Source organism: Streptomyces sp. CA2R106 (genome assembly GCF_037034245.1).
Lineage (GTDB): Bacteria > Actinomycetota > Actinomycetes > Streptomycetales > Streptomycetaceae > Actinacidiphila.
Map to the genome: position 1 here is coordinate 104,535 of NZ_JBAGKC010000007.1, position 23,203 is coordinate 127,737.

A 23,203-nucleotide genomic window follows, 5' to 3' on the forward strand; every position below is an offset into this window, starting at 1 on the left:
GCACTCCCCCACACCGTCCCCGCCGAAGGGCCGTTCCCCATGTCGACCACCGAACTGGGTACCGCTTTCCTGCTGGCCGTCGTCGTCATCCTGGTGCTGTGCCGGCTCGTCGCGCTGCTGCTGCGGCCGCTCGGCCAACCCCCGGTCGTCGCCGAGATGATCGCGGGCGTGCTGCTCGGACCGTCCGTCCTCGGGCTGGTGCTGCCCTCCGTGGAGCACCACCTCTTCCCCGCCGACCTGCGCCCGATGCTCTACGTCACCGGCCAACTCGGCCTGGTGCTCTTCATGTTCCAGTCCGGCTACGACTTCCGGCTGGAGCGGATCAAGCCGGTCGCACGGTCGGCGGCGCTGATCTCCGCGGCGGGCAGCGTGACCCCGCTGCTGCTCGGCGCCGGGCTGACCTGGGCGGTGCACGGCTCCGTGGACACCTCGCCGCCCGGGGTGCCGCTGCACGTCACCGTGCTGTTCGTCGGCGTCACCCTGGCGATCACCGCCTTCCCGATGCTCGCGCGGATCATCACCGAGAACGGCCTGTCCGGCACGTCCTTCGGCACCATCTCGCTGGCGGCCGGCGCGATGGACGACGTGGCCGCGTGGATCATGCTCGCCGGCGTGGTCAGCCTCGCCCGCGGCAGCGCGCACGCCGTGCTGCTCGCCTCCGTCGGCGCCGCTGGACTGGTCGTCCTGCTGGCCGCTTTCATCCGGCTGCGGCAGCCGCTGCTGACCGCCACCGAGCGGATCGGCGACGAGCAGCTCCTGCTCGCGGTCCTGCTGCTGCTCTGCCTGGCCGCCTGGTACACCGACCGGGTCGGCCTGTACGCGGTGTTCGGCGCGTTCAGCCTCGGCGCCGCCTTCCCGCGCTCGCCGCGGATCGACCGCACCGTCGAGGCGACCGCGCCGCTGAGCCGGGCGCTGCTGCTGCCGCTGTTCTTCACCTACTCGGGGCTCAACACCGACACCGGCCTGCTCAGCGACCCCAAGCTGCTGCTGTTCGCGGTGGGCTGCACCGCCGCGGCGGTCGTCGGCAAGTTCACGGCGTGCTGGGCCGCCGCCCGGCTGGGCGGGCAGCCGCCCGCGGTCGCGCTGCGGATCGGCACCCTGATGAACGCCCGCGGCCTGATGCAGCTCATCGCGATCAACGTCGGCCTGTCCGAGGGCATCGTGTCGCCCTCGATGTTCACGGTGCTGGTGGTCGTCGCGGTGGTGACCACGGTGATGGCCACGCCGCTGCTGCGGCTGTGGGACCGGCGCGACGGCGGGGTGTACGACGCGCCGCCGCCCGGCGGTGAGGCGGGCGGCCGTACGGTTGCGGAGGCCGGTGCCCCGGTCGGCGTGGCGAGGGCGGCGGAGGGCGGCACCGCCTGACCTGCCCTGGCCGCCCGACGCGCGGACCCGACCCGAAGCGCCTTTGCCTCACGGGCAAGTTTTTTGCCCGTGAGGCACATCCTGCTGTTCCATGGAGGCATGGACCCCGCGACCGCCACCCCCGACGCCGCTCCCGCGGCCGGTGCCGACGCCCCGACCCTGGCCCCGCGGCTGCGTGACCGCCGGCGCGCGGGCGGTCTCACCCTGGAGGCCGCGGCCCACCGCGCCGGCCTCTCGGCAGCGCATCTGTCCCGCCTGGAGTCCGGCCTGCGGCAACCGTCGCTGCCGGTGCTCCTCGGGCTCGCCCGCCTGTACGGCACCACCGTCTCCGACCTGCTGGGCGAGACGGCCGCCGAGCCCGACCCCATCGTACGCGGCGCCGCCATGGCCGCGGTGCCCGCGGGGGGCTGGACCTACCGGCGGGCCGGCGGCACCGGGCGGGCCATGCAGGCGCTGCGCGTCCATGTGCCCGCCCACGCCCAGGGCGGCCTGGTGCGGGTGCACCCCGGCGAGGAGTGGCTGCACGTCACCGCCGGGGTGCTCGAACTCTCCCTCGGCGACCGCGACCACACGCTCGGCGCCGGGGACTCCGCGCACTTCGACTCGCTCGTACCGCACCGGCTGGCGGCCGGCGGGCCGGACGGCGTCGACCTGCTCTTCGTCCACACCCTCATGCAGAGCGAGACGTCGGCGCTGTGCGTCGTGCCGAACGGGCCCGCCACCCCCCGAGGAGGCCGTTCATGAACGCGAACCCCGCCGAGCCGCGCGTCCAGCCCGGAGCCGGACAGCCCGGCCCCGAGCAGTCCGGCCCGGGCCCGGACCAGCCGCCAGCCCCGGCCGCCCCGGCCACCGCGCCCGTACCCGAACCGGTGCCCGTCCTCGTGGTGACGCCCGAGCCCAGCAGCACCGAGAAGCACAAGGAGCGCGCGGTCGTGCTGCGCGTCCTGATCTACGTCGCGGTGGCGCACTTCATGGCGTTCTTCCTGTGGCTGATGTTCGCGGTGATCGGCAAGCGCTGATCCCCGGCGGGCCCTTCGGAAAGGACCCCGCGGCCGGCTCAGCTCGCGAAGACCGCCACCTCGCCCACCTGCGCGGCCGGCCAGCCGGTGTTGGCGGTGAAGTCCAGCCGCAGGTAGCGGGTGGTGGCCGCGGCCGGCAGCGTGAGCGTGGCGGTGTTGCCGGCGGCCGGGTCGAACGCATACGCCGCGGCACCGGCGAGCTGGGTGAACGCCGTACCGTCGGTGCTGCCCCGCACCGACAGCGTCTGCGTACGGGCGCTCCACGCGGCGGCGGGCGGCAGGGACAGCACGATCCGCCCCACCGCGACCGGCGCGCCGAGGTCGACCTGGAGCCACTGCGGGAAGGCGCCGTCGGCCGACTCCCAGTAGGAGTCCGGGTCGCCGTCGGTGGCGTGGGCGCAGACGTAGTCCTGGGTGTGGCTGCTCTCCGCGGTGGCGCGGTGCAGCGCGAGGTTCCCGCCCGCCGGGGGTGTGCCGCCCCCGTCCGGCACCGGCTGCGTGGGGCGGGTGGCGGTGAGCGCGAGCTGCCCCTTGAGCATGCGGCCGCCGTCGCCGGTCAGCCGCAGGTAGTAGTCCGCGGAGCAGGCCGTGCCGTCCTCGTCGAGCGCGAGGAACCCCGAGTCCGCCGGCACCCACTGCTGGCTCTCGGCGGTCTTGGCGATCTGGTTGCCCTCGTTGAACTCGTCGAACATCGAGATGTAGACGCCCTGCACCCCGGCCCGGACCATGTTGTAGAACTGCCTCCACATGAAGTCGCCGTGGGCGCGCTGGCGCAGGGTGACCGCGCCGGGCAGCACGCAGGGCTGGTAGTCGATGCCGTGGGCCGCGCACTCCGCGAGGTCGGGCACGGTGGCGACGTTGTAGAAGTTGTCGGCGTCCGCGACGTTGCCGATCCGGCCGACCATCCAGGGCGAGAGCATGTCGAAGGCGTGGTAGACGTCCGAGAAGCCCGGCCGCGAGTCGCGGTCCCCGGTGCGCCACCAGGTCGGCACCCCGCCGATGACGTAGCACCCCTGGTTCTTGAACCAGTTGACGACGTCCAGGCACGCGTCGGCGCTGAAGGGCCGCTGGTCGTCGGCGAACCCGAAGCCCCACACGCACACCACCGGCTTGCCGTTCTGCACCGCGTACGCCGGACTCGCCGTGTGGGCCCGCATCTTGGCGGTCCAGTCGGTCTTGATCTCCGCCTGCATGGCGGTCCAGTCCGAGACGTCGTACATGATGTAGAACTTCCGGCCGTACTGCTCGGCGGCGGCGCGCACCTTCACCGCCATGGCGTCGCGGGTCGGTCCCTCGCTGCCGTTGGGGTTGAAGCGCTGGAGTGCGGCGGCGTCGATGCCGTTCTCCTTCAGCCAGCTGAAGTGGGTGTCCACGGTCTGCTGGTCGTAGGAGGAGAAGAGCGCGGCGGGCAGCCCGTTGCCGAGCGCCGCGTAGCCGGTGGGGTAGGTGTGGGTGTAGTCGCGGACGTCCGGCCACGCGACGATGCCGGTGTTCGACGGGGAGGGCGGCGCCGACCCGTTCGCGCTCCAGTGCCACCAGGTGTCGATGGGCGCGCCGTCGCCGATGCAGGCGAACCAGCCCTGGTAGCCGACCGTCACCTTGCCGACCACGTCGCCGGGGCCGCTCGCCGCCGTCGCCGCGCCGGCGGCCGCGGGCTGTGCCAGGACGGCGGTGCCGGTCGCGCCGGCGGCCACCGCGGCCTGTAGGAAGACCCTCCGTGTGACACCCATCCGGACTCCTCCGATCGGTCGTCAACTCCTTGAGCCCCGGGGCGTGTTGCGCGGTAGCGGAGCGACCCGGCCCGGCCCGGCGGCTGGTGCCGGGATCGTAACGAGGCAGACACGGGACGGCAATAGAGCGCGCAGGATACGAAATATTCGGCTTGATCGACGCAAGAAGCGTTGTGCGGACCGGGGGCGGGCGTGCGGCGGGCGCCCGGGCGGGCTGCCGGGCGGGCCGGGGCGGGCAGGTACGGGGGCGGGGGCGGGTGGTCGGGGCAGGTCAGGGGGTGCGACACTGCGCCCGCGGGGACAGCCGCGGACACGGATCGGGAGGACACGTGGCGGAAGCGACGATCATCGGCAGCGAACGCAGCGAGGCGGGGCTGGCGACGGGCATGGAGGTGCTGCGCCGCGGCGGCTCGGCACTGGACGCCGTGGAGGCGGCGATGCGGCGCTGCGAGGACAATCCGGCGGACCACTACGTCGGCACCGCCGGACTGCCCAACGCGCGCGGCGAGGTGGAGTTGGACGCCTCCTTGATGATCGGCTCCGGCCGGCGCTTCGGCGCCGTGGGCGCGCTGAAGGGCTACCCGAACCCGATCTCGGTGGCCCGCGCGGTCCTGGAGAAGCTGCCGCAGCACAGCCTGCTGGTCGGCGAGGGCGCCGCCCTGTTCGCCGAGGAGTGCGGCTTCACCACCGCGGAGCTGATCACCGACGAGTCGCGCGAGCTGTGGCGCAAGCAGGTCGCCGACTCCCGCGAGTCGGTGGAGGGCGAGAACACCGCCGCCACCGACGGCGACGCCCGCTACCGGGAGAGCGCCCTCGCGCTGATCCGCCGGCTCGCGCCGCACGACGGCCCGTGGGGCACCATCAACATCATCGCGCTCGACGCCACCGGCGAGATGTGCGTGGGCGTGTCCACCTCCGGCTACCCGTACAAGTACCCGGGCCGGGTGGGCGACTCGGCGCTGCCCGGCGCCGGGAACTGGTGCGACCTGCGGGCCGGGGGCGCGGCCTGCACCGGCCGCGGCGAGCTGAGCATGCGCGGCGGCACCGCCCGCACCATCGTGGAGCTGATCTCGGCCGGGCAGGAGCCGGCCGAGGCGTGCCGGGCCGCGCTGGCCGACGCCGCCTCGCTGCCGGACGACTTCCGGGCGGAGCTGCGGGCGCTGGCGATGACCCCGGACGGGCGGCACGGCGGCGCCGCCGGCCAGCAGGGCAGCGTCTACGGCCTGATGACCGACGCGTCCACCGAGCCGGAGTTCCGGCCGCGGATCGTGCTGTGAGGAGAGCGCTGTGAAGATCTTCCTGTCCTCCGACATGGAGGGGACCGCCGGGGTCGTCGACTGGTCGCAGTGCCGGCACGGCCAGCCGGAGTACGCGTACTACCGCACGCTGCTCCAGGAGGAGGTCAACGCCGCGATCGAGGGGGCGGCGGCGGGCGGGGCGAGCGCGTTCCTCGTCAACGACTCGCACTCCACGATGGCGAACCTGCGCCCGGACGCGCTGGCCGGGCGGGCCCGCTACCTGTCCGGGCGGCACAAGCCGCTGTACATGATGCAGGGTCTGGACAGCAGCTTCGACGCGGTCTTCTTCGTCTCCTACCACGGCTCGATGACCGGGGCGCCCGCCACCTTGTCACACACCTACAACCCGGCGGCGATCGCCGAGGTGCGGCTCAACGGCGTGGTCGCGGGCGAGAGCGGCATCAACGCCCTGGTGGCGCTCGGCCACGGGGTGCCGGTGGTGCTGGTCACCGGCGACGACACCACCGCGGCGGAGCTGCGGCCCTTCTGCCCGGACGCGGTGGGCGCGGTGGTGAAGTCGTCGGTGTCGCGGTTCGCGGCCGACAGCCTGCACCCCGAGGACGCGCGTGAGGTGATCCGCACGGCCGCGCGCCGCGCGGTGGAGACGCTCGGTGCGGCGTCCCTCCCGGCGATCGAGCTGCCCGCGACCCTCACCGTGCGGATGCGCAACCCCGACCTGGCGGAGATGGCGACCTGGATCACCGGGGTCGAGCCGGACCCGGCCGATCCGCTCACCGTGACCCTCACCGACGAGGACCCGGTCCGCCTGTACCGCACCTTCGTCACCGTGGTGCTGCTCACCCGCGGCATCGCGGAGTAACCGCCGGGGCCGGACCCTTGCCCGCGGCACCGCAGCGCTGGGGGCAAGGAGCCGGCCCCGGATACGCGTTTCGGCGGGAACCGGACGTGCCGGTTCCCGCCGAAAGCAGACTGCCGGGAGGTCGCCGCCGCGGTCGCGGGGCGCCTCCCGGGAGGGGTCAGTCCTCGATCCAGCCGTGGCCCTTGCCGAAGCGCGCCAGCTGCTGGCGGACCTGCACGATCTGCTCGCCGGTCATCCATGGCGCGGACTTCAGCAGCAGCTCGGTGACCTCGCGGGTGTACTCGAACTCGCTCAGCACGTCGCACATCGGGTCGTCGAGGTCCACGCTGCCAGAGGAGCGGGGCGCCGAGGAAACCGCGGAGCCGCGCGAGCTGGTGATGCCGCCGGGCACCCCGTCCGCGTTGTGCGCGAGGCGGACGGAGGACGCCTTGAGCCCCCGGTCGCCGTCCTCGACCTCGAACTCGACCGCGACACCGGAGCGTACGAACGACTCCGGGATCAGCAGGTCGTTGACGTGCAGGAAGACGTCCTCACCACCTGTTTCCGGTGCGATGAACCCGTAACCGCGCGCACCGTCGAACCGAACAACCCGACCGGCAACCATGCCAAACCCCCAGCAACCACTCCCGGGCCCCTTGCCCGAATGACCTGCCCGGCATCCTAACGCCCGCACCGCGCCGTCCGATACAGGGCCCCCGGCGCGCGCCGCCGGCTGACACTCCCCTGACAGCGCTGACGCCCCGGCGCGGCCGGCGGCGCGACGTGCCGGCCGACGGCGTGACCTGGCCGATGTGTGCTCCCGGTGTAACCAAGTCGATGTCGCTGATCGCGAATGAACAAGGCCCTCCTGGTAATGCATGGCAGGCTGCGTAAGCGAACCCGTCCGGGCCAGAAGGGACCATGATGAGTCAGTCTGCGCAACCAGTGGGTGTCGTAGGGGTCGTGGCGGAGTCACTACCCGGGGAGACCCGGGTCGCGGCCACCCCGGCAACGGTGAGACAACTTCGCGGACTCGGCTACGACGTGGTCGTGGCGGCCGGTGCGGGAGCCGGCTCGAGCCTGTCGGACGAGGCGTACGAGGAGGCGGGCGCGGCGGTCGTCGACCGGGCCCGGGCGTGGGGCGCCGACGTGGTGCTGGCGGTCAACGCGCCCACGGCGGAGGAGATCGGGCTGCTGCGCGACGGCGCCGTACTGGTGGCACTGCTCGCCCCGGCCCCCCACCCGGAGCTGGTCGACGCGCTCGCCGGGCGGCGGTTGACGGCGCTGTCCATGGACGCGGTGCCGCGTATCTCGCGGGCCCAGTCGCTGGACGTGCTCAGCTCGATGGCGAACATCGCCGGGTACCGGGCGGTGGTGGAGGCGGCCCACCTGTTCGGGCGGTTCTTCACCGGGCAGGTCACCGCGGCGGGCAAGGTGCCGCCGGCGAAGGTCCTGGTGGCCGGGGCGGGGGTGGCCGGGCTCGCCGCGATCGGCGCGGCAGGCAGCCTCGGCGCCGTGGTGCGCGCCACCGACCCGCGGCCGGAGGTCGCCGACCAGGTCAGGTCGCTGGGCGGCGAGTACCTGTCGGTGGAGTCGGTGGAGGCCGAGGTCAGCGCCACCGGCTACGCGAAGGAGATGTCGGACGACTACAACGCCCGCGCGGCCGCGCTCTACGCCCAGCAGGCCGCGGACGTCGACATCATCATCACCACCGCGCTCATCCCCGGCCGCCCGGCGCCACTGCTGATCACCGAGGAGATGGTGGCGAGCATGCGGCCGGGCAGCGTGATCGTCGACATGGCGGCCGCGCAGGGCGGCAACGTGGCCGGCACGGTCGCCGGACAGGTCGTCACCACCGCCAACCAGGTCTCCCTCGTGGGCTACACCGACCTGGCCGGGCGGCTGCCGACCCAGGCGTCCCAGCTGTACGGCACCAACCTGGTCAACCTGCTGAAGCTGCTCACCCCCGGCAAGGACGGGCAGCTGGTGCTGGACTTCGACGACGTGGTGCAGCGCTCGGTGACGGTGGTGCGCGACGGCGAGAAGACCTGGCCGCCGCCCCCGGTGCAGGTCTCGGCGGCGCCCGCGCCCGCGGCCGGCGCCGCGCCACCGCCTTCCCCGCCCGCGGGACGGGGAAAACAGCCGCTCACCGCGGGCCGCCGCTACACCGCGGTCGGCGCGGTCGCGGCCGTGCTGTTCCTGCTCGCCGGCTTCGCCCCGGCCCAGCTCATCGGCAACCTCACGGTGTTCGTGCTGGCCATCGTGATCGGCTACTACGTGATCGGGCATGTGCACCACGCGCTGCACACCCCGCTGATGTCGGTGACCAACGCGATCTCCGGGATCATCGTGGTCGGCGCGCTGCTCCAGATCGGCCACGCCCACACCGCGGTCACCGTGCTGTCGTTCGTGGCGATCCTGCTGGCGTCGATCAACATCTTCGGCGGCTTCGCCGTGACCCGCCGCATGCTCGGCATGTTCTCCAAGGACTGATGCGCGATGACTGCATCGACCGCCGCGCAGGCGGCCTACATCGTCGCCGCACTGCTGTTCATCCTGAGCCTGGCCGGGCTCTCCAAGCACGAGACGTCCCGCTCCGGGGTGGTCTTCGGCATCTCCGGGATGGCGATCGCGCTCGCCGCGACCATCGGGCTGGCCTCGCGCAGCATCGCCGCCACCGGGATCGGCCTGCTGGCCGCCGCCATGGTGGTCGGCGCGGGCATCGGCCTGTGGCGGGCCCGCCGGGTCGAGATGACCGGGATGCCGGAACTCATCGCGATCCTGCACAGCTTCGTCGGCCTGGCCGCGGTCCTCGTCGGCTGGAACGGCTACCTCGAAGTGGAGGCCAAGGGCGGCCGGCAGACCGAGATCGCGCACGACCTGCTCGGCATCCACCACGCCGAGGTGTTCATCGGGATCTTCATCGGCGCGGTCACCTTCACCGGTTCGATCGTCGCCTTCCTGAAGCTGTCGGCGCGGATCAGGTCCAGCCCGCTGATGCTGCCGGGCCGCAACTACCTCAACGTGGGCGCGCTCGTGGCGTTCGTGGGGCTGACCGCCGCGTTCGTGGCGTCGCCGGACGTCGGGCTGCTCATCGCGGTGACCGCGGTCGCCCTGGCGCTCGGCCTGCACCTGGTCGCGTCCATCGGCGGCGGCGACATGCCGGTGGTGGTCTCCATGCTCAACAGCTACTCCGGCTGGGCGGCGGCCGCGTCCGGGTTCCTGCTCGACAACAACCTGCTGATCGTGACCGGCGCGCTGGTCGGCTCCTCCGGTGCGTACCTGTCCTACATCATGTGCACCGCGATGAACCGCTCGTTCCTGTCGGTGATCGCCGGCGGCTTCGGCATGGAGGCGCCGGCCTCGGACGACCGCGAGTACGGCGAGCACCGCGAGATCAGCGCCGAGGACACCGCGGAACTGCTGCGCGACGCCTCCTCTGTGGTGATCACCCCCGGCTACGGCATGGCGGTCGCGCAGGCGCAGTACCCGGTCGCCGACCTCACCCGGCGGCTGCGCGAGCGCGGGGTGGAGGTGCGCTTCGGCATCCACCCGGTGGCCGGGCGGCTGCCGGGGCACATGAACGTGCTGCTCGCCGAGGCGAAGGTGCCCTACGACATCGTCCTGGAGATGGACGAGATCAACGACGACCTCGCGCAGACCGGCGTGGTCCTGGTGATCGGCGCCAACGACACGGTGAACCCGGCCGCGGCCGAGGACCCGGCGAGCCCGATCGCGGGCATGCCGGTGCTGCGGGTGTGGGAGGCGGAGAACGTGGTGGTCTTCAAGCGGTCCATGAACACCGGGTACGCCGGGGTGCAGAACCCGCTGTTCTTCCGGGAGAACAGCCAGATGCTCTTCGGCGACGCGAAGGAGCGGGTGGAGGACATCCTCAAGTTCCTGTGACGGCCGGCCGCTTCCCGCGCCCGGCCCGGGCCCCCGGCGCCGCGCCCCCTTGGCTCCCGAGGGGGGCACGGGTCCTCAAGTCCGAGCACGTCGGGACCCGTTCGCCGCCGAGCTCCGCCGCGCCCGAACCCCGCGGCACGCTGCGCCGTGTGAGATGCGTCATGATCCGAACTCCCCGGCGCAGCCGTTCCGAAAGAGGGACCGCACCTGCCGGCGCCCCTTCACGACGGTGCCGCCGGCAGGCCGCTGACCTCAGGACGGGCAGCCGCTGTGTGCGGGTGGGGCCAGCATGCCCATGGTGGCGCGACCGCCCCGCGACCGGCACGGTAGGTGAGGACGGCCGTCATCTCGTCACTGTCCGGGGTCGGTTCGAAAGCTTGGCATCCGTTTTACCGAGGGCCGGAACCGCAGTGATCGCCGAGGAGTCTTACCGTTGTAGTCGCAGCCGGTGCAGTGATATGAGCGGAGTACAGGTACATGGGTCGGGTCAGGACCAGTATGGGGATCGCCCTCGTGGCAGGCGCGGTGCTCGCCGGCACGAGCGCGTGCGGTGGGAATTCGTCCGCTTCGACACCGCCGAAGGACGACGCCAAGGCGGGCTCATCGGCCTCGGCGACGACCGCCAGCCCGAAGCCGACCACGCCCAAGCCGCTCGGTCCGGCGATGCTGCTGGACACGATCACGCCGCAGACGGGCACCACCGTCGGCGTGGCGATGCCGATATCGGTGGTCTTCTCCAACCCGGTGGCGACCTCGGCGCGCGCCGGCGTCGAGAAGGCGATGAAGATATCCACCTCGGTGCCGACCACCGGCGCCTGGCACTGGTTCAGCAGCACCCGGGTCGACTTCCGGCCCGAGACCTACTGGAAGCCGGGCACGAAGGTCACCCTGGACGCGGAGCTGAAGAACGTCCCGAACGGCAACGGCCGCTACGGCACGCACTCCTACGTCCACAGCTTCACCATCGGCGACGACGACGAGGCGAGCGTCTCCGTCAAGGGCCACAGCATGAAGGTGACGCACAACGGCACCGTGGTGAAGACCTTCCCGATCGACGCGGGCAGCCCGTCCTTCCCGTCGTGGGACGGCACGATGGCCGTCATCGACAAGGCGAAGGAGGTCCGGATGACCTCGTGCAGCGTCGGGATCAGCTGCAACAAGTCCAGCCCCGACTACTACGACCTGACGCTGCCGTGGGACGTGCACCTGACGACCTCGGGCACCTACGTGCACTACTCCACCGGCGACCCGTACCCGGGGCACAGCTACGGCTCGCACGGCTGCGTCCACCTCTCCCTCGCGGACGCGAAGTGGTTCTACAACTTCATCAAGCAGGGCGACCCGATCACGATCTCCGGCTCGCCGCGCGGCAAGGCCGCCGGTGACAACGGCTACGCGGACTACAACCTGAGCTGGTCGACCTGGCTCAAGGACAGCGGCTCCGGCCAGATCACCACCAACCCGGCCGCCTGACACCGCCGGGTTCTGGGAGGGGCGGGCTCACCGGCACTTCAGGTGAGCCCGCCCCCGTTCTGTGTGGCCGCGGGGCGTCAGCCCGGCGGCAGGGGCAGCCGGTCGCGCACCAGGCGGCGGACCTCGTCCGCGGTGCGCAGCGTCAGCGCCTCGGTGGCCGTCCGCTTGCAGGCGGCGTGGTCGAGGCGGCGGACCGCGGCCCGTACCTCGTCGAGCGCCGCCGGGGCCACCGACAGGGTGTCGCAGCCGAGTCCGACCAGCAGCGGCAGCACCCTCGGGTGCGCGGCGGCGTCACCGCACACCGACACCGGGCGGCGGTGGGTGCGGGCGGCGGCGACCACCGTCGCGATCGCGCGCAGCACCGCCGGGTGGGCGGTGGCCGAGGGGCCGGCCGCCGCGTCCCGCCGGTCCAGGCCCAGCAGTTGGCAGGTCAGGTCATTGGTGCCCAGCGACAGGAACGCGGCCTCCGCGGCCAGTTCCTCGATCCGCCGCACCGCCTCCGGCAGCTCCACCATGATCCCCAACGGGGGTGCGGGCAGGCCGAGTTCGGCCGCCGCCCGGTCCAGCAGGGCCCGGCAGGCGCGCAGTTCGGCGACGCCGGCGACCATCGGGATCATCACCCGCAGGTCGGCGCGGGCGCCCGCGGCCGCCGCGAGCAGCGCGGTGAACTGCTCGCCGAACGCGTCGGGCCGGGCCAGCATCAGCGGCAGCCCGCGGCCGATCCGGCGGCCGGTGACCGCGGGCCGGCCGGTGGCCCAGTCCACACCGCGGCCGGCGCCGCCGCCCTCCGCTCCCCCGCCTTCACCTTGGCCGCCCGCGCCGCCCGCGCCGCCGAACCGGCGCGCCGGGCCGTCCTCGTCCGGGTCCTCCGCCAGGAACGGCGGCAGCTTGTCGTCGGCGAAGTCCAGGGTCCTGACGGTGGCGGTGCGCCCGGCCAGCGGGGCCAGCACCGGACCGAGCGCGATGGTGTGCCGGGCGCGGGTCGGCCAGCGCGCCGCGTCGAGGAAGGGCAGTTCGGTCCGCAGCAGGCCGACGCCGTCCGCGCCCGCCGCCAGCCCGGCCCGTACGTCGGCGGGCGTGGCCGCGTTGACCCGCAAGGTGACGTGGTGGCCGTCCACGGTGCGGGCCGGCAGGTGGCGGGCGGCGGCGAGTCGGGCCCGCCGTTCCCGCAGGGCCGCGACGGCGGCGAGCGCGGCGGCCCGCTCCGCGTCGTCGGGGTGGACCACGGCGGCGGCCGCGTCGACCAGCACCGGCACGCCGTCGGGCAGTTCGAGCACGTCCGGGTCGACGCCGAGCAGCAGCGGGATGCCCGCCGAACGGGCCACGATCGCCGCGTGCGAGTTGGGCCCGCCGGTCATCGACAGCGCCGCGACCACGGTACGGCCCGGCTCCAGCAGGTCCGCGGCGCCGATCTCGCGGGCCGCCAGCACCAGCGGCCGCCCGGGCGGGGGTTCGTGGACGCCGTGCAGCACCGCCAGCACCCGGCGGCCCACCTGGCGTACGTCGGCGGCCCGTTCGGCGAGCACCGGGTCGCCGATCGCGGCGATGGCGCGGGCCTGGGCGTCGACCGCCGTGCCGGCCGCGGCCACCGCGGTGGCCCCTTCGGCGGTCAAATGCAGGGCGTGCCGGCGCAGTTCGGGGTCGCGGGCGATGAGCGCGCCGACCTCGATGATGTCCGCCTGCTCGCTCTCGCCCCGGGTGCGCAGGCCGCCCGCGACGGTGTCGAGGCGGTCGGCGACGCGGTCGAAGGCCGCGACGAGCCGCGCCCCGGCGCGGTCCCGGTCCCGGTCCTGGCCCCGGCCGCCGGGGGGATCGTCGGCGGCCGCGGGCGGTAAGGGGCGGTCGGTGCGGTGGAGTTCGCCGAGCGCGGTGCCCGGGGCGGCGCTCTGGCCCGGGTAGCGGCGGCGGGCGGTCACCGTGCGTCCTTCGCCGCTGCGGCGGTGTCGGCCAGCGCGCGGAAGATCAGCGCGGTGGAGGTGGCGCCGGGGTCCTGATGGCCGATGCTGCGCGCCCCGAGGTAGGACGCCCGCCCCTTCCTTGCCTGCATGGAGGTGGTGGCGCGCATGCCCTGTTCGGCGGCGTCGGCCGCGGCGGCGGCCGCCTGCGCGAGGCCCGCGCCCGCCTCGGCGGACACGCGGAACGCCACGAGCGCGGGCGCGTAGGCGTCGATCATCGTCTTGTCGCCCTCGGTGGCGGCGCCGAGCCGCCGTACTCCGGCGAGCCCGGCGGCGAGCGCCCCGGCCACCCGCACGGTCCCGCCGGTGCTTGCCGGTCCGTCCGCCGGGTCGTCCGCAGCGTCGAGCGCCGTGCCGAGCGCGCGGAAGGCGCTGCCGTACAGCGGCCCGGACGCGCCGCCGACCACGGAGATCAGCAGCGAGCCGGTCCGTACCAGCACCGCGCCGGGCGTGGCCACCTCGTACTGGGGCAGGGCGGCGGCGACCGCCGCGAAGCCGCGGTGCATGTTGGCGCCGTGGTCCGCGTCGCCGATGGCGGAGTCGAGTCGGGTCAGCCGGTCCTGGTGGGTGTCCATTGCCGCGGCGATGGCCTGCACCCATGCGCGGGCGAGGGCGGTGTCCACGGGCTCTCCGTTCGGTTCGTCGGTTCGTCGGTGCGTCGGTTCGTCGGTGCGGTGTCAGCGGGTGCCGCCGGTTCAGCGGGTTCCGCTGGTTCAGCCGGTCCAGCCGGTCCAGCCGGTCCAGCCGGTTCAGATGCCCCAGCGCAGTGCGGCGGTGTGCACCGGCGCGCGCCACAGGGCGAGCAGGTCGTCGGTGGTCTTGCAGACGGTGATCGAGGCACCGGCCATGTCGAGGCTGGTGACGTAGTTGCCGACGAGGTTCCCGGCGACGCGCACCCCGCGCCCGGCGAGCAGGGCGGCGACCTCGCGGTAGACGATGTACAGCTCCAGCAGCGGGGTGGCGCCGAGGCCGTTGACCATGACGAGCACCTCGTCGCCGGCGGCGAGCGGCTGGTCGGCGAGGACGGCGGCGAGCATGTCGGCGACGATGTCCCGGGCCGGGCGGAGCTTGCCGCGGTGGCGGCCGGGCTCGCCGTGGATGCCGACGCCGATCTCGATCTCGTCGTCGGGCAGTTCGAAGCCGGGTTTGCCGGCCGCGGGCGCGGTGCAGGCGGTCAGGGCGACGGCGAAGGAGCGGGTGGCGGCGTTGACGCGTGCGGCGACGTCGGCGACGTCGGCGAGCGGGGCGCCGCGCTCGGCGAGGGCGCCGGCGATCTTCTCCACGAACACGGTGCCGCCGGTGCCGCGGCGGCCCGCGGTGAAGGTGGAGTCCCGTACCGCGACGTCGTCGTCCACCAGCACCGCGGCGGTCGACAGGCCCTCCTCGGCGGCGAGTTCGGCGGCCATCTCGAAGTTCAGCACGTCGCCGGTGTAGTTCTTGACCACGAACAGGGTGCCCGCGCCGGTGTCCACGGCCTTCGCGGCGGCGACCATCTGGCCGGGCACCGGGGAGGTGAACACCTCGCCGGGGCAGGCCGCGTCGAGCATCCCGGTGCCCACGAAGCCGCCGTGCAGCGGCTCGTGGCCGCTGCCGCCGCCGGAGACGAGCGCGACCTTGCCGGGCCGCCGGGCCCCGGCCCGGGTGATGACGCGGTGGTCGGTGTCCACGGACAGCAGGTCGCTGTGCGCGGCCGCGATCCCGGCCAGGGCGTCGTCGAGCACGGTGCCGGGCTCGTTGATCAGCTTCTTCACGACGATCCCCCTATTACCGAATGACGTTCATTAATGATGAACGTAATCGGAAGTTAAGGGGGCGTTTCCGCGGTGTCAAGGGGTCCCGGCGGCCCACCGCCCGCCAACTCGCTACGGTCCAGCGTGCGTTGGCGGAGCCCGCGGGGCGGACGGGAGCACGGCGCGGCGCACACCGGCGCCCGGGAGCAGGTCCCGGCGCACGGGCGGCGCGAACCGGGCGGGGCCGTAAGGCGGTTCGGCCGGTGGTCGGACGGCGGCCGGACGGCGGCTCAGCCGGTGGCGCCCCGGGAGGTGCCGCGCGGCGCGCCGAGGTCGCGGGAGAGGTTGCGGGCGGTCTCGCGCACCGCGACGGCCAACTCCTGCCGGGCCGGCTCCGCCAGCAGCCGCTCCACCGGCCCGACCACGCCGATCGCGCCGACCACGGCGCCGGAGCGGTCGAAGACGGGCGCGGCCACCCCGGCGTCGCCGATCGCCGACTCCTGGTCCTCCAGCGCATAGCCGCGCGCCCTGACCTGCGCCAACTCCGCGGCCAGCGGCTCGCGCGCGGTGATGCTCGCCCCGGTGAGCACCGTCAGTTCGCCGGACAGCAGCTGCTCGCGCTCCTCCTCGGGCGCGAAGGCCGCCACCGCCTTGCCGAGCGCGCAGGTGTTCCACGGGATGGACGCGCCGACCTCCAGGATCTGCACGGCCCCCTCGGGGCGGAAGGCGTGGTGCACCACCAGCATGCGGTCGCCGGTGGGCACCGCGACCCACACCGCCTCGCCCGCCCGGCGCGCCAGCAGGTCCGCCCAGGTCAGTGCGCGCGACCTCAACTCCTGGGTGTCCAGGTAGGAGTTGCCCAACTGCACCAGATACGGGCCGAGCTGGTACTTCGAGCTGTCCCGGTCCTGCACCACCAGGCCCTCGGCCTCCAGGGTGCGCAGCAGGGCGTGCACGGTCGGCTTGGCCACGCCGAGCCGCTCGGCGAGCTCGGTGACCCCCAGCCGGGGGCCGGTGACCGACAGCTCCCGGAGAATCCGGACGGCACGCTGCACCGCTTGCACCATGGGAAAACCTCTTCGTTCAGTATTGCTGAATACCGTTCCGAGATTTAGCATCGCTGTTCATGACGGAACTTGTCGGCATCGTACTCGTGTCCCACAGTCCCGAACTGGCCGCGGGCCTGCGCTCCCTGCTCGGCCAGATCGGCTCCGCCGCCGTCCCGGTGGCCGTCGCCGGCGGCACCGACGACGGCCGGATCGGCACCAGCTACGCGCGGATCGCCGCCGCGGTCAAGGACGCCGACCGCGGCGCCGGGGTGCTGGTCCTGCCGGACCTGGGCAGTTCCGTGCTCACGGCGCGGGCCGTCCTGGAAGACCACCCGCGCGAGGGAGTGGTCATCGCCGACGCCCCCTTCGTCGAGGGTGCCGTGGCCGCCGCGGTCACCGCCGCGGCCGGCGCGGACCTCACCGCCGTACTCACCGCCGCCACGGAGGCACGCCATGTCAGCAAGCTCTGAACGCTCCGCACCCGCCGCGCCCCACACTCCGGGCGCCCCGGCCGCGGCACCGGCCGACAGCCCGTCCGTCGAGATCCCCGTGCTGCTCCCGGCCGATCTGCACGCCCGCCCGGCCGGGCAGATCGCGCAGACCACGGCCCGCTTCGCCGCCGCGGCGCTGCTCCAGTACGGGGAACGCACCGCCAACGCGGCCAGCGTGCTGGCCGTCATGAGCCTGGGCGCCACCCGCGGGCGTACGGTGATCGTGCGGGCGCAGGGGCCGGACGCGCAGGAAGCGGCCGCCGCGCTGGCGGAGGTCCTGGCGACGGCCACGTAGGCGCGCGGTGGTCGCGGGGGCTCCACCGCCGACGCGCCCGCCGCCCGACCGTCCCCGCACCACCGCAGGAGCAGCCCCCGTGGCCACACCGCCCCACTCCCCCGCCGGCCCGCCCGCGGCCGGGCCCGCACCCGCCGCCCGGATCGGGTTCGGCCTGGCCGCGGTCGGCCGCCCCGGCTACATCACCCTCGGCCGCGACCGGGACCTGCCCGCCGACCGCAGTGTGGCCGCGATGCGCCGCCGCACCCACGAACTGCTCGACCTCGCCTACGCCGAGGGGGTGCGCGACTTCGACGCGGCCCGGTCGTACGGGCGTTCCGAGGAGTTCCTCGCGCAGTGGCTCGACCTGCGGGAGCCGGCCGGGGTGGTGGTCTCCAGCAAGTGGGGCTACACCTACACCGCGGACTGGCGTACGGACGCCGAGGCGCATGAGGTCAAGGACCACAGCCTGGCCACCTACGAGCGGCAGGTCGCCGAGACCCGCGCGCTGCTCGGCGACCGGCTCGACCTGTACCAGGTGCACTCGATCACCCCCGGCAGCCCCGCCCTCACCGACCCGGCCCTGCACCGCGCGCTGGCCGGACTCGCCGCGCAGGGCGTGCGGGTGGGCCTGAGCACCAGCGGCCCGGCGCAGGCCGACGCGATCCGGGCGGCACTCGAGGTGACCGTCGACGGCCGCCCGCTGTTCCGCAGCGTCCAGTCCACCTGGAACCCGCTCGAACCGTCCGCGGGCCCCGCGCTCGCCGAGGCGCACGCGGCCGGCTGCCGGGTGATGGTCAAGGAGGGCATGGCCAACGGGCGGCTGGCCGCGCCCGACGCGCGCACCGAGCCGGTGCTCGGCCGGCTCGCGGCCGCGCTCGGCACCACGCCCGACGCGCTCGCGCTCGCCGCCGCCCTGCACCAGCCGTGGGCCGACGTGGTGCTGTCCGGCGCGGCGACCGCCGGCCAGCTCACCGCCAACCTGCGGGCCCGCGAGGTGCAGCTGACCGCCGACCAGCTCGCGGCCCTCGCCGAACTGGCCGAGCCGCCGGCCGAGTACTGGCGCCACCGCGCCGAACTGCCCTGGCACTGAGGCACGTTCGGGCGAGGCCCCGGATACGGGTAAGGCCCCGGATACGGGTACGGCTACGGCTACGGGTTGTACGGGCACGGCTCTGCGTGCCGCTCAGGCCAGTTCCTCGGCCACCACGTCGGTGGCCCGGCCGCAGGCGTTCGTCGCGGTGATCGCCACGGCGTCGAAGGCGGCGTGCCGGGCCGCCTCGAACGGCATGCGGCGGCCGTCGGCGAGCGTGACCAGGCCGGGTTCGCCCGGGTCGGTGAGGGTCTCCCGCTCGTCGTCCCAGTCGATGCCGTAGCCGACCCACACCACCAGCTCGAAGGTGTCCTCGCCGTCGGCGTCGACGTAGACGCGGTCGGCGCGGCGGGCGCGCAGGCCGTCCGCGTCCCGGCGGTCGCAGAACATGGCGTCGTAGCCGTGGACGGCGCCGTCGAAGAGCAGAATCCGCTCGCCCGGCGCGCCGACCGCGTACACCAGCGCGGGCAGGTCGCCGCCGACGATCAGCCCGTCGTACCGCTCCCCGCAGTAGTGCAGCCGGAACCGGCTCCGGCCGTCCGCGGTCCGCAGCCGCGCCGCCCAGCCGACCTCCAGCAGCTCGGCCCAGAAGCGCTCGGACATGGTGCCCGGGCGGTCGGCCGGCGCGGTCACCCCGGCCAGGTGCGGCGGCCCGGGCAGCGGCGCGGCCCCGGAACCGGACGTGCCGTTCGTCATACGCCCATCATCGGGCATCTCCCTTGCGCGAGGGGCGCGTTGGCGGCAACCGGGCCCGTACGGCCCCGGAGTGCGGCACACTTGCCCACCGCGCACGGGGGATGCCCGATGATGGGCGCATCAGCCGTATCGGAGGACGCATCGGACACGTCAGACGCAGGAGACCTCGACGCCCTCGGCGGTGAACTCCGCCACCAGCTCCTCCGGCGCGTTCCGGTCGGTGATCAGCACCGAGATCGCCGACACGTCGCAGACCTGGGCGAACGCCCGCTTCCCGAGCTTGGTGGAGTCGGCGACCACGATCACGTGCTCGGCCCGCTCGGCCATCGCGCGGTTCGCGCTCGCCTCGCCCTCGTCATGGGTGGCCGCGCCGAACCGCGGGTCGACGGTGTTGACCCCGAGGATCGCGTAGTCCAGCGAGATCGCCTGGAGCACCATCGTGGCCAGCGGGCCGGTCAGTTCGTAGGAGCTGGGGCGGGCCACGCCGCCGGTGACGACCGTCTTCACATAGGGGCGCACCGCCAGTTCGTTGGCGATGTTGATGGCGTTGGTCACGATGGTCAGCGCGGTGGCGCTGCCGCGCTCGGCGAGGTCGGCGCGCATCGCCAGTTCCCTGGCGACGTCGGAGGTGGTGGTGCCGCCGTTGACGCCGACCACCGCGCCCGGCGGGATCAGCGCGGCCGCCGCCCGGGCGATGCGCTGCTTCTCGTCGGCCTGCCGCCCGGCCTTGTAGCGCAGCGGCAGGTCGTAGGCCACGCCGCTGAGCACCGCGCCGCCCCGGGTCCGGGTGAGCAGCTGCTGCCGGCCCAGCTCCTCCATGTCCCGGCGCACCGTGGCGGCGGAGACGTCCAGCAGTTCGGCCGCCTCGGCCACGCTGATCCGGCCCCGGTCGCCGAGTACCTCCAGCAGCCGCGTCCAGCGCTCGTGCGTCCCCATCCGACTCCGCCCTCCGTTTCCGGCCGAGCGTATCGCGTCGCGACCAGCCGCAACGTCCGGCGCAGGAGCCGGCCCCACCGCCCCGGCACCACCGCCCCGGCACCACCGCCCCCAGCCGCCGGACACCGCCGGAGGCGTCAGCGGCCGCCGCGGATGTTCCGGCCGCGCTGGGCGACGCCCGGCCCGCCGTAGGGGTAGTCCGCCGCGCCCGGGTCGCTGGCCGCGTCCAGCCGCTCCACCTGCTCGCCGGTCAGCCGCACGTCCGCCGCGCCGAGGTTGTCCTCCAGCTGCTCCAGCGTGCGCGCGCCCAGGATCACCGAGGTGACGGCGGGCCGGCCGAGCAGCCAGGCCAGGGAGACCTGCGCCATCGACGCGCCCTGCTCCTCGGCGACCGCCCGCACCGCGTCGACGACGTCCCAGGTCCGCTGCACCCGGCTGCGCCGCCCGTACGCCTCGACCCCGCGCTCGGGGTCCTCGCCGAGCCGCGTCGCCCCGGTCGGCAGCTCGTCCCTGCGGTACTTGCCGGTCAGCCAGCCGCCGCCGAGCGGGCTCCACGGCAGCAGGCCGAGCCCCGCCGAGACGCACGCGGGCGTGATCTCCCACTCGATCTCCCGCGCCAGCAGGTTGTACTGCGGCTGGAGCGTGACCGGGCGGGCCAGCCCGCGGAAGTCGGCGACGTCCACGGCCTTCTGGAGCTGCCAGCCGGTGAAGTTGGACAGGCCCACGTAGTGGATGCGGCCGCGCCGCACCGCGTCGTCGAGGAAGCGCAGCGTCTCCTCGACGGGGGTGTAGGGGTCCCAGGCGTGCACCTGGTAGAGGTCGATGCAGTCGACTCCGAGCCGGCGCAGCGACGCGTCGAGCGCGCGGTCGAGGTGGCGGCGGGACAGCCCGGCGTCGTTGGGGCCGTCGCCCATCGGGAAGCGGCCCTTGCTGGCGATCTCGACCCGGCCGGTGATGTCGGCGGGGCGCGCCGCCAGCCAGCGGCCGATGATCTCCTCGGAGACTCCGGCGCTGTAGACGTCGGCGGTGTCGACGAGGGTGCCGCCGGCCGCGACGAACCGGTCGAGCTGCGCGAACGCGCCCTTCTCGTCGGTCTCGGCGCCGAACGTCATGGTGCCGAGCGCCAGCGCCGAGACGCCCGCGCCGCTGCTGCCGAGGGTGCGGTACTCCATGCGGTTCCTCCGGTTTCGCTCCGTACGCGCGGCGGGTGCCGGGCCGCGCACCATGCTGTCCCCGGCCCGCCGATCCCGTCCAACAGGAGAAAGAGAACGCATTCATCGACTAGGTTTCTCAATCGTGGAACTGCGCCAGCTGGAGTACTTCGTGGCCGTCGCCGAGGAGCGGCACTTCACCAAGGCCGCGCGGCGGCTGCTGGTGTCGCAGTCGGGGCTGTCGGCGGCGGTGCGCGCGCTGGAGCGGGAGTTGGGCTCGCCGCTGTTCGTGCGGACCACCCGCAGTGTCGAACTCACCGGCGCGGGGCGGGCACTGCTGGGCGAGGCGACACGCACGCTGGCCGGCGCCCGCGCCGCGAAGGAGGCGGTGGCGGCGGTGCAGGGCCTGCTGCGCGGCAGCCTCGCGGTGGGCACCGAGCAGTGCGTGACGGTGGACGTCGGCGCGCTGCTGGCGCGCTTCCGGGCCCGCCACGGCGGCGTCGAGGTGCGGCTGCGGCAGGCGGGTTCCGCGGTGCTGGCGCAGGACGTGGCGGACGGCCGGCTGGACCTGGCGTTCGTCTCGCTGCCGGGCCCGCCGCCCGACGGGGTGCGGCTGCTGCCGCTGACCGCCGAGCCGATGGTGCTGCTGTGCGACCCGGGGCATCCGCTGGCGGGCGCCGCGCGGGTGGAGTGGGCGGCGCTGGCCGGTGAGACGTTCGTGGACTGGCACCAGGACTGGGGCGCGCGGCAGTTGACCGACCGGGCGTTCGCGGCGTGCGGCGCGGCGCGGCGGGTGGCGCTGGAGGTGTACGACGTCCACACGCTGATCGACCTGGTCCGGCACGGGCTGGGGGTCGCGGTGGTGCCCCGGCCGATCTCCCGCAAGGAGCAGGCGGCGACGCTGGCGGCGGTGCCGGTGACGGGTCCGGGCGGCGCCGCGTGGGAGGTGTCGGTCGCGCTGCCGAGGGGCGCGCGGCCGAGCCCGGCCGCGCGCGAGCTGCTGTCGTACCTCGAGCCGGCCCCCAGTACGGACCCGGGCCCGGTGCCCGGTCAGGCGACGGAGGAAGGGAACCGCTGATGAGCCCCGCACCCCACCACGACCCGGCGGCCGCACCCGCTCTGGACCTGGAGGCGGCCCGCGCCACGCTCGGCGCCCAGCCGTTCAGCCGGCTGCTCGGCGCGGAGCTGTCCGCGTTCGGCGGCGGCGCCGCGGTCCTGGAGGTCGCCGTCCGCGACGACCTGCGGCAGCAGAACGGATTCCTGCACGGCGGAGTGCTTGCCTACGCCGCCGACAACGCGATCACCTTCGCCGCGGGGTCGGTCTTGGGTCCGGCGGTGCTGACCGGGGGGCTGACCGTGCAGTACCTCCGGCCGGGCACCGGGGTGCGGCTGGTGGCGCGGGCGCAGACCGTGCAGGCCGGGCGGCGGCAGGCGGTGTGCCGGTGCGACCTGTACGCGGTGGCCGCCGACGGCGCCGAGACGCTGTGCGCGGTCGCGCAGGGCACGGTGCTGCGGGCGGCGGCGCGCGAGGAGTAGCCCGTCGTCCGGATCTCCGCGGCGCTCTCGCGGGGTCAGCGGCCGGACAAGGCGGGCTCGCCGACCGCGCCCTCAGGGTGGGCGGTGTGGTGGGCGAGCAGCCGGGTGAGCAGTGCGGTCAGCTCGGTCCGCTCCTCGTCGGTGAGCGGGGCGAGCAGGTCCTCCTGGGCCGTGTCGAGAACGGTGTCGAGGCGGTGCAGGTGGTCGCGGCCGTCCGGGGTGAGCGTGACCACGTTGCGGCGGCGGTCCTCGGGGTCGGGGGCGCGCCGGACCGCGTCCCGGGCCTCCAGCTCGTTGATCACCGCGACCAGGTCGCTGCGGTAGATGCCGGTGCGCCGACTCAGCGTGGCCTGGCTGGCCGGGCCGTACTCCTCCAGGGCGGCCAGCACGGCGTAGTGCCACTTGCGGGCGTCGGCCGCGGCCAGCCGGCCGCTGACCATCCGCTCGCCCTGGGCCGCGGCCAGGTTCAGCAGGCGGCTGGGCAGCGCCACGAGCCGCCGCGGCGTTGCCGCCCCTTCGCCCCGCCCGGCCCGGTCGACCCCGTCATCCGGAAGCGGCTCATCGTGCGCGGTGTCCATGGCCGCATCGTACTCCGTTGTGTTTGTCGGACTAACGATAGTGAGCGGCTACGGCGCCAGGCCCGCCGCAGGCCCCCACACACCGGCACATGGCCGCGCTGGAGACCGAGCACTGCGGGCCCGC

At 74.3% G+C, this 23,203-nt stretch carries 23 protein-coding genes; 13 read left to right on the forward strand and 10 right to left on the reverse strand.

Annotated features, from left to right (window positions below; all coding sequences use genetic code 11):
- The first annotated feature begins 39 nt into the window (after positions 1-39).
- The 3 genes from WA788_RS12985 to WA788_RS12995 all read left to right on the forward strand — a co-directional run bounded on the left by WA788_RS12985 (position 40) and on the right by WA788_RS12995 (position 2,384).
- Positions 40-1,365 (forward strand): cation:proton antiporter, encoded by a 1,326-nt coding sequence (locus WA788_RS12985; RefSeq protein WP_335976511.1) that lies wholly within the window; start codon positions 40-42, stop codon positions 1,363-1,365.
- Between the two features lie 99 nt (positions 1,366-1,464).
- Positions 1,465-2,109 (forward strand): helix-turn-helix domain-containing protein, encoded by a 645-nt coding sequence (locus WA788_RS12990; protein ID WP_335976514.1) that lies wholly within the window; start codon positions 1,465-1,467, stop codon positions 2,107-2,109.
- Complete coding sequence (locus WA788_RS12995) at positions 2,106-2,384, forward strand: DUF6126 family protein (RefSeq protein WP_335976517.1); 279 nt, start codon at positions 2,106-2,108, stop codon at positions 2,382-2,384. The genes WA788_RS12990 and WA788_RS12995 overlap by 4 nt, the downstream gene beginning before the upstream one ends.
- Positions 2,385-2,422: 38 nt before the next feature.
- Here the strand turns inward: WA788_RS12995 and WA788_RS13000 are convergent, their stop codons facing one another.
- Positions 2,423-4,114 (reverse strand): discoidin domain-containing protein, encoded by a 1,692-nt coding sequence (locus tag WA788_RS13000; RefSeq protein ID WP_335976519.1) that lies wholly within the window; start codon positions 4,112-4,114, stop codon positions 2,423-2,425.
- A gap of 329 nt (positions 4,115-4,443) precedes the next feature.
- Here WA788_RS13000 and WA788_RS13005 point away from each other — a divergent pair, with 329 nt between their 5' ends.
- Entirely contained in the window at positions 4,444-5,391 is a 948-nt protein-coding gene (locus WA788_RS13005) for a N(4)-(beta-N-acetylglucosaminyl)-L-asparaginase (RefSeq protein WP_335976520.1), read from the forward strand.
- Between the two features lie 10 nt (positions 5,392-5,401).
- On the forward strand, positions 5,402-6,232 hold the full coding sequence (locus WA788_RS13010) for a M55 family metallopeptidase (RefSeq protein WP_335976522.1): 831 nt from the start codon (positions 5,402-5,404) through the stop codon (positions 6,230-6,232).
- A 157-nt stretch (positions 6,233-6,389) separates the two neighbouring features.
- On the opposite strand, the gene WA788_RS13015 is transcribed toward WA788_RS13010, so the two are convergent.
- Entirely contained in the window at positions 6,390-6,836 is a 447-nt protein-coding gene (locus WA788_RS13015; protein ID WP_335976524.1) for a cold-shock protein, read from the reverse strand.
- Positions 6,837-7,135: 299 nt separating this feature from the next.
- On the opposite strand from WA788_RS13015, the gene WA788_RS13020 reads away from it, so the two are divergent.
- The 3 genes from WA788_RS13020 (at position 7,136) to WA788_RS13030 (ending at position 11,590) form a co-directional block, all read left to right on the forward strand.
- Entirely contained in the window at positions 7,136-8,704 is a 1,569-nt protein-coding gene (locus tag WA788_RS13020) for a Re/Si-specific NAD(P)(+) transhydrogenase subunit alpha (protein WP_335976920.1), read from the forward strand.
- Positions 8,705-8,710: 6 nt separating this feature from the next.
- Positions 8,711-10,117, forward strand: coding sequence for a Re/Si-specific NAD(P)(+) transhydrogenase subunit beta (gene pntB / locus WA788_RS13025; RefSeq protein ID WP_335976525.1), 1,407 nt, complete (start codon positions 8,711-8,713; stop codon positions 10,115-10,117).
- Between the two features lie 477 nt (positions 10,118-10,594).
- Positions 10,595-11,590: a L,D-transpeptidase gene (locus tag WA788_RS13030; RefSeq protein WP_335976528.1), complete on the forward strand. Its 996-nt coding sequence runs from the start codon at positions 10,595-10,597 to the stop codon at positions 11,588-11,590.
- A 77-nt stretch (positions 11,591-11,667) separates the two neighbouring features.
- On the opposite strand, the gene WA788_RS13035 is transcribed toward WA788_RS13030, so the two are convergent.
- The 4 genes from WA788_RS13035 to WA788_RS13050 all read right to left on the reverse strand — a co-directional run bounded on the left by WA788_RS13035 (position 11,668) and on the right by WA788_RS13050 (position 16,342).
- On the reverse strand, positions 11,668-13,506 hold the full coding sequence (locus tag WA788_RS13035; protein WP_335976530.1) for a putative PEP-binding protein: 1,839 nt from the start codon (positions 13,504-13,506) through the stop codon (positions 11,668-11,670).
- The gene (dhaL, locus tag WA788_RS13040; protein ID WP_335976531.1) at positions 13,503-14,168 is read right to left on the reverse strand and encodes a dihydroxyacetone kinase subunit DhaL; all 666 of its coding nucleotides are present in this window, start codon (positions 14,166-14,168) and stop codon (positions 13,503-13,505) included. The genes WA788_RS13035 and dhaL overlap by 4 nt, the downstream gene beginning before the upstream one ends.
- Before the next feature lie 126 nt (positions 14,169-14,294).
- A complete protein-coding gene (gene dhaK / locus WA788_RS13045; protein WP_335976532.1) occupies positions 14,295-15,296 on the reverse strand; it encodes a dihydroxyacetone kinase subunit DhaK in 1,002 nt (333 codons plus the stop codon).
- A gap of 269 nt (positions 15,297-15,565) precedes the next feature.
- Positions 15,566-16,342: an IclR family transcriptional regulator gene (locus WA788_RS13050; protein WP_335976534.1), complete on the reverse strand. Its 777-nt coding sequence runs from the start codon at positions 16,340-16,342 to the stop codon at positions 15,566-15,568.
- A gap of 59 nt (positions 16,343-16,401) precedes the next feature.
- On the opposite strand from WA788_RS13050, the gene dhaM reads away from it, so the two are divergent.
- The 3 genes from dhaM (at position 16,402) to WA788_RS13065 (ending at position 18,182) form a co-directional block, all read left to right on the forward strand.
- Positions 16,402-16,794 (forward strand): dihydroxyacetone kinase phosphoryl donor subunit DhaM, encoded by a 393-nt coding sequence (dhaM, locus tag WA788_RS13055; RefSeq protein ID WP_335976537.1) that lies wholly within the window; start codon positions 16,402-16,404, stop codon positions 16,792-16,794.
- On the forward strand, positions 16,778-17,110 hold the full coding sequence (locus tag WA788_RS13060) for an HPr family phosphocarrier protein (protein WP_335976539.1): 333 nt from the start codon (positions 16,778-16,780) through the stop codon (positions 17,108-17,110). Before dhaM ends, WA788_RS13060 begins: the two co-directional genes overlap by 17 nt.
- 79 nt (positions 17,111-17,189) lie before the next feature.
- Positions 17,190-18,182: an aldo/keto reductase gene (locus tag WA788_RS13065; RefSeq protein ID WP_443034021.1), complete on the forward strand. Its 993-nt coding sequence runs from the start codon at positions 17,190-17,192 to the stop codon at positions 18,180-18,182.
- A 93-nt stretch (positions 18,183-18,275) separates the two neighbouring features.
- Here WA788_RS13065 and WA788_RS13070 read toward each other — a convergent pair whose 3' ends face one another.
- From WA788_RS13070 to WA788_RS13080, 3 genes are all read right to left on the reverse strand, one after another.
- The gene (locus WA788_RS13070) at positions 18,276-18,878 is read right to left on the reverse strand and encodes a hypothetical protein (RefSeq protein WP_335976541.1); all 603 of its coding nucleotides are present in this window, start codon (positions 18,876-18,878) and stop codon (positions 18,276-18,278) included.
- Between the two features lie 150 nt (positions 18,879-19,028).
- Complete coding sequence (locus tag WA788_RS13075; RefSeq protein WP_335976544.1) at positions 19,029-19,814, reverse strand: DeoR/GlpR family DNA-binding transcription regulator; 786 nt, start codon at positions 19,812-19,814, stop codon at positions 19,029-19,031.
- A gap of 137 nt (positions 19,815-19,951) precedes the next feature.
- Positions 19,952-20,986 (reverse strand): aldo/keto reductase, encoded by a 1,035-nt coding sequence (locus WA788_RS13080; RefSeq protein WP_335976547.1) that lies wholly within the window; start codon positions 20,984-20,986, stop codon positions 19,952-19,954.
- Positions 20,987-21,110: 124 nt separating this feature from the next.
- Here WA788_RS13080 and WA788_RS13085 point away from each other — a divergent pair, with 124 nt between their 5' ends.
- Both WA788_RS13085 and WA788_RS13090 read left to right on the forward strand, forming a co-directional pair.
- A complete protein-coding gene (locus WA788_RS13085) occupies positions 21,111-22,043 on the forward strand; it encodes a LysR family transcriptional regulator (RefSeq protein WP_335976549.1) in 933 nt (310 codons plus the stop codon).
- On the forward strand, positions 22,043-22,501 hold the full coding sequence (locus WA788_RS13090) for a PaaI family thioesterase (RefSeq protein ID WP_335976551.1): 459 nt from the start codon (positions 22,043-22,045) through the stop codon (positions 22,499-22,501). Before WA788_RS13085 ends, WA788_RS13090 begins: the two co-directional genes overlap by 1 nt.
- Positions 22,502-22,536: 35 nt before the next feature.
- On the opposite strand, the gene WA788_RS13095 is transcribed toward WA788_RS13090, so the two are convergent.
- The gene (locus tag WA788_RS13095; protein ID WP_335976554.1) at positions 22,537-23,079 is read right to left on the reverse strand and encodes a MarR family winged helix-turn-helix transcriptional regulator; all 543 of its coding nucleotides are present in this window, start codon (positions 23,077-23,079) and stop codon (positions 22,537-22,539) included.
- Between the last annotated feature and the right edge of the window lie 124 nt (positions 23,080-23,203).

Bases quoted from the DNA above. Each gene is read 5' to 3' on its own strand.
- WA788_RS12985 (WP_335976511.1), top strand. From the start codon at position 40: ATGTCGACCACCGAACTGGGTACCGCTTTCCTGCTGGCCGTCGTCGTC.
- WA788_RS12990 (WP_335976514.1), top strand. From the start codon at position 1,465: ATGGACCCCGCGACCGCCACCCCCGACGCCGCTCCCGCGGCCGGTGCC.
- WA788_RS12995 (WP_335976517.1), top strand. From the start codon at position 2,106: ATGAACGCGAACCCCGCCGAGCCGCGCGTCCAGCCCGGAGCCGGACAG.
- WA788_RS13000 (WP_335976519.1), bottom strand. From the start codon at position 4,114: ATGGGTGTCACACGGAGGGTCTTCCTACAGGCCGCGGTGGCCGCCGGC.
- WA788_RS13015 (WP_335976524.1), bottom strand. From the start codon at position 6,836: ATGGTTGCCGGTCGGGTTGTTCGGTTCGACGGTGCGCGCGGTTACGGG.
- WA788_RS13020 (WP_335976920.1), top strand. From the start codon at position 7,136: ATGAGTCAGTCTGCGCAACCAGTGGGTGTCGTAGGGGTCGTGGCGGAG.
- pntB (WP_335976525.1), top strand. From the start codon at position 8,711: ATGACTGCATCGACCGCCGCGCAGGCGGCCTACATCGTCGCCGCACTG.
- WA788_RS13030 (WP_335976528.1), top strand. From the start codon at position 10,595: ATGGGTCGGGTCAGGACCAGTATGGGGATCGCCCTCGTGGCAGGCGCG.
- WA788_RS13050 (WP_335976534.1), bottom strand. From the start codon at position 16,342: ATGGTGCAAGCGGTGCAGCGTGCCGTCCGGATTCTCCGGGAGCTGTCG.
- dhaM (WP_335976537.1), top strand. From the start codon at position 16,402: ATGACGGAACTTGTCGGCATCGTACTCGTGTCCCACAGTCCCGAACTG.
- WA788_RS13060 (WP_335976539.1), top strand. From the start codon at position 16,778: ATGTCAGCAAGCTCTGAACGCTCCGCACCCGCCGCGCCCCACACTCCG.
- WA788_RS13070 (WP_335976541.1), bottom strand. From the start codon at position 18,878: ATGACGAACGGCACGTCCGGTTCCGGGGCCGCGCCGCTGCCCGGGCCG.
- WA788_RS13075 (WP_335976544.1), bottom strand. From the start codon at position 19,814: ATGGGGACGCACGAGCGCTGGACGCGGCTGCTGGAGGTACTCGGCGAC.
- WA788_RS13080 (WP_335976547.1), bottom strand. From the start codon at position 20,986: ATGGAGTACCGCACCCTCGGCAGCAGCGGCGCGGGCGTCTCGGCGCTG.
- WA788_RS13090 (WP_335976551.1), top strand. From the start codon at position 22,043: ATGAGCCCCGCACCCCACCACGACCCGGCGGCCGCACCCGCTCTGGAC.
- WA788_RS13095 (WP_335976554.1), bottom strand. From the start codon at position 23,079: ATGGACACCGCGCACGATGAGCCGCTTCCGGATGACGGGGTCGACCGG.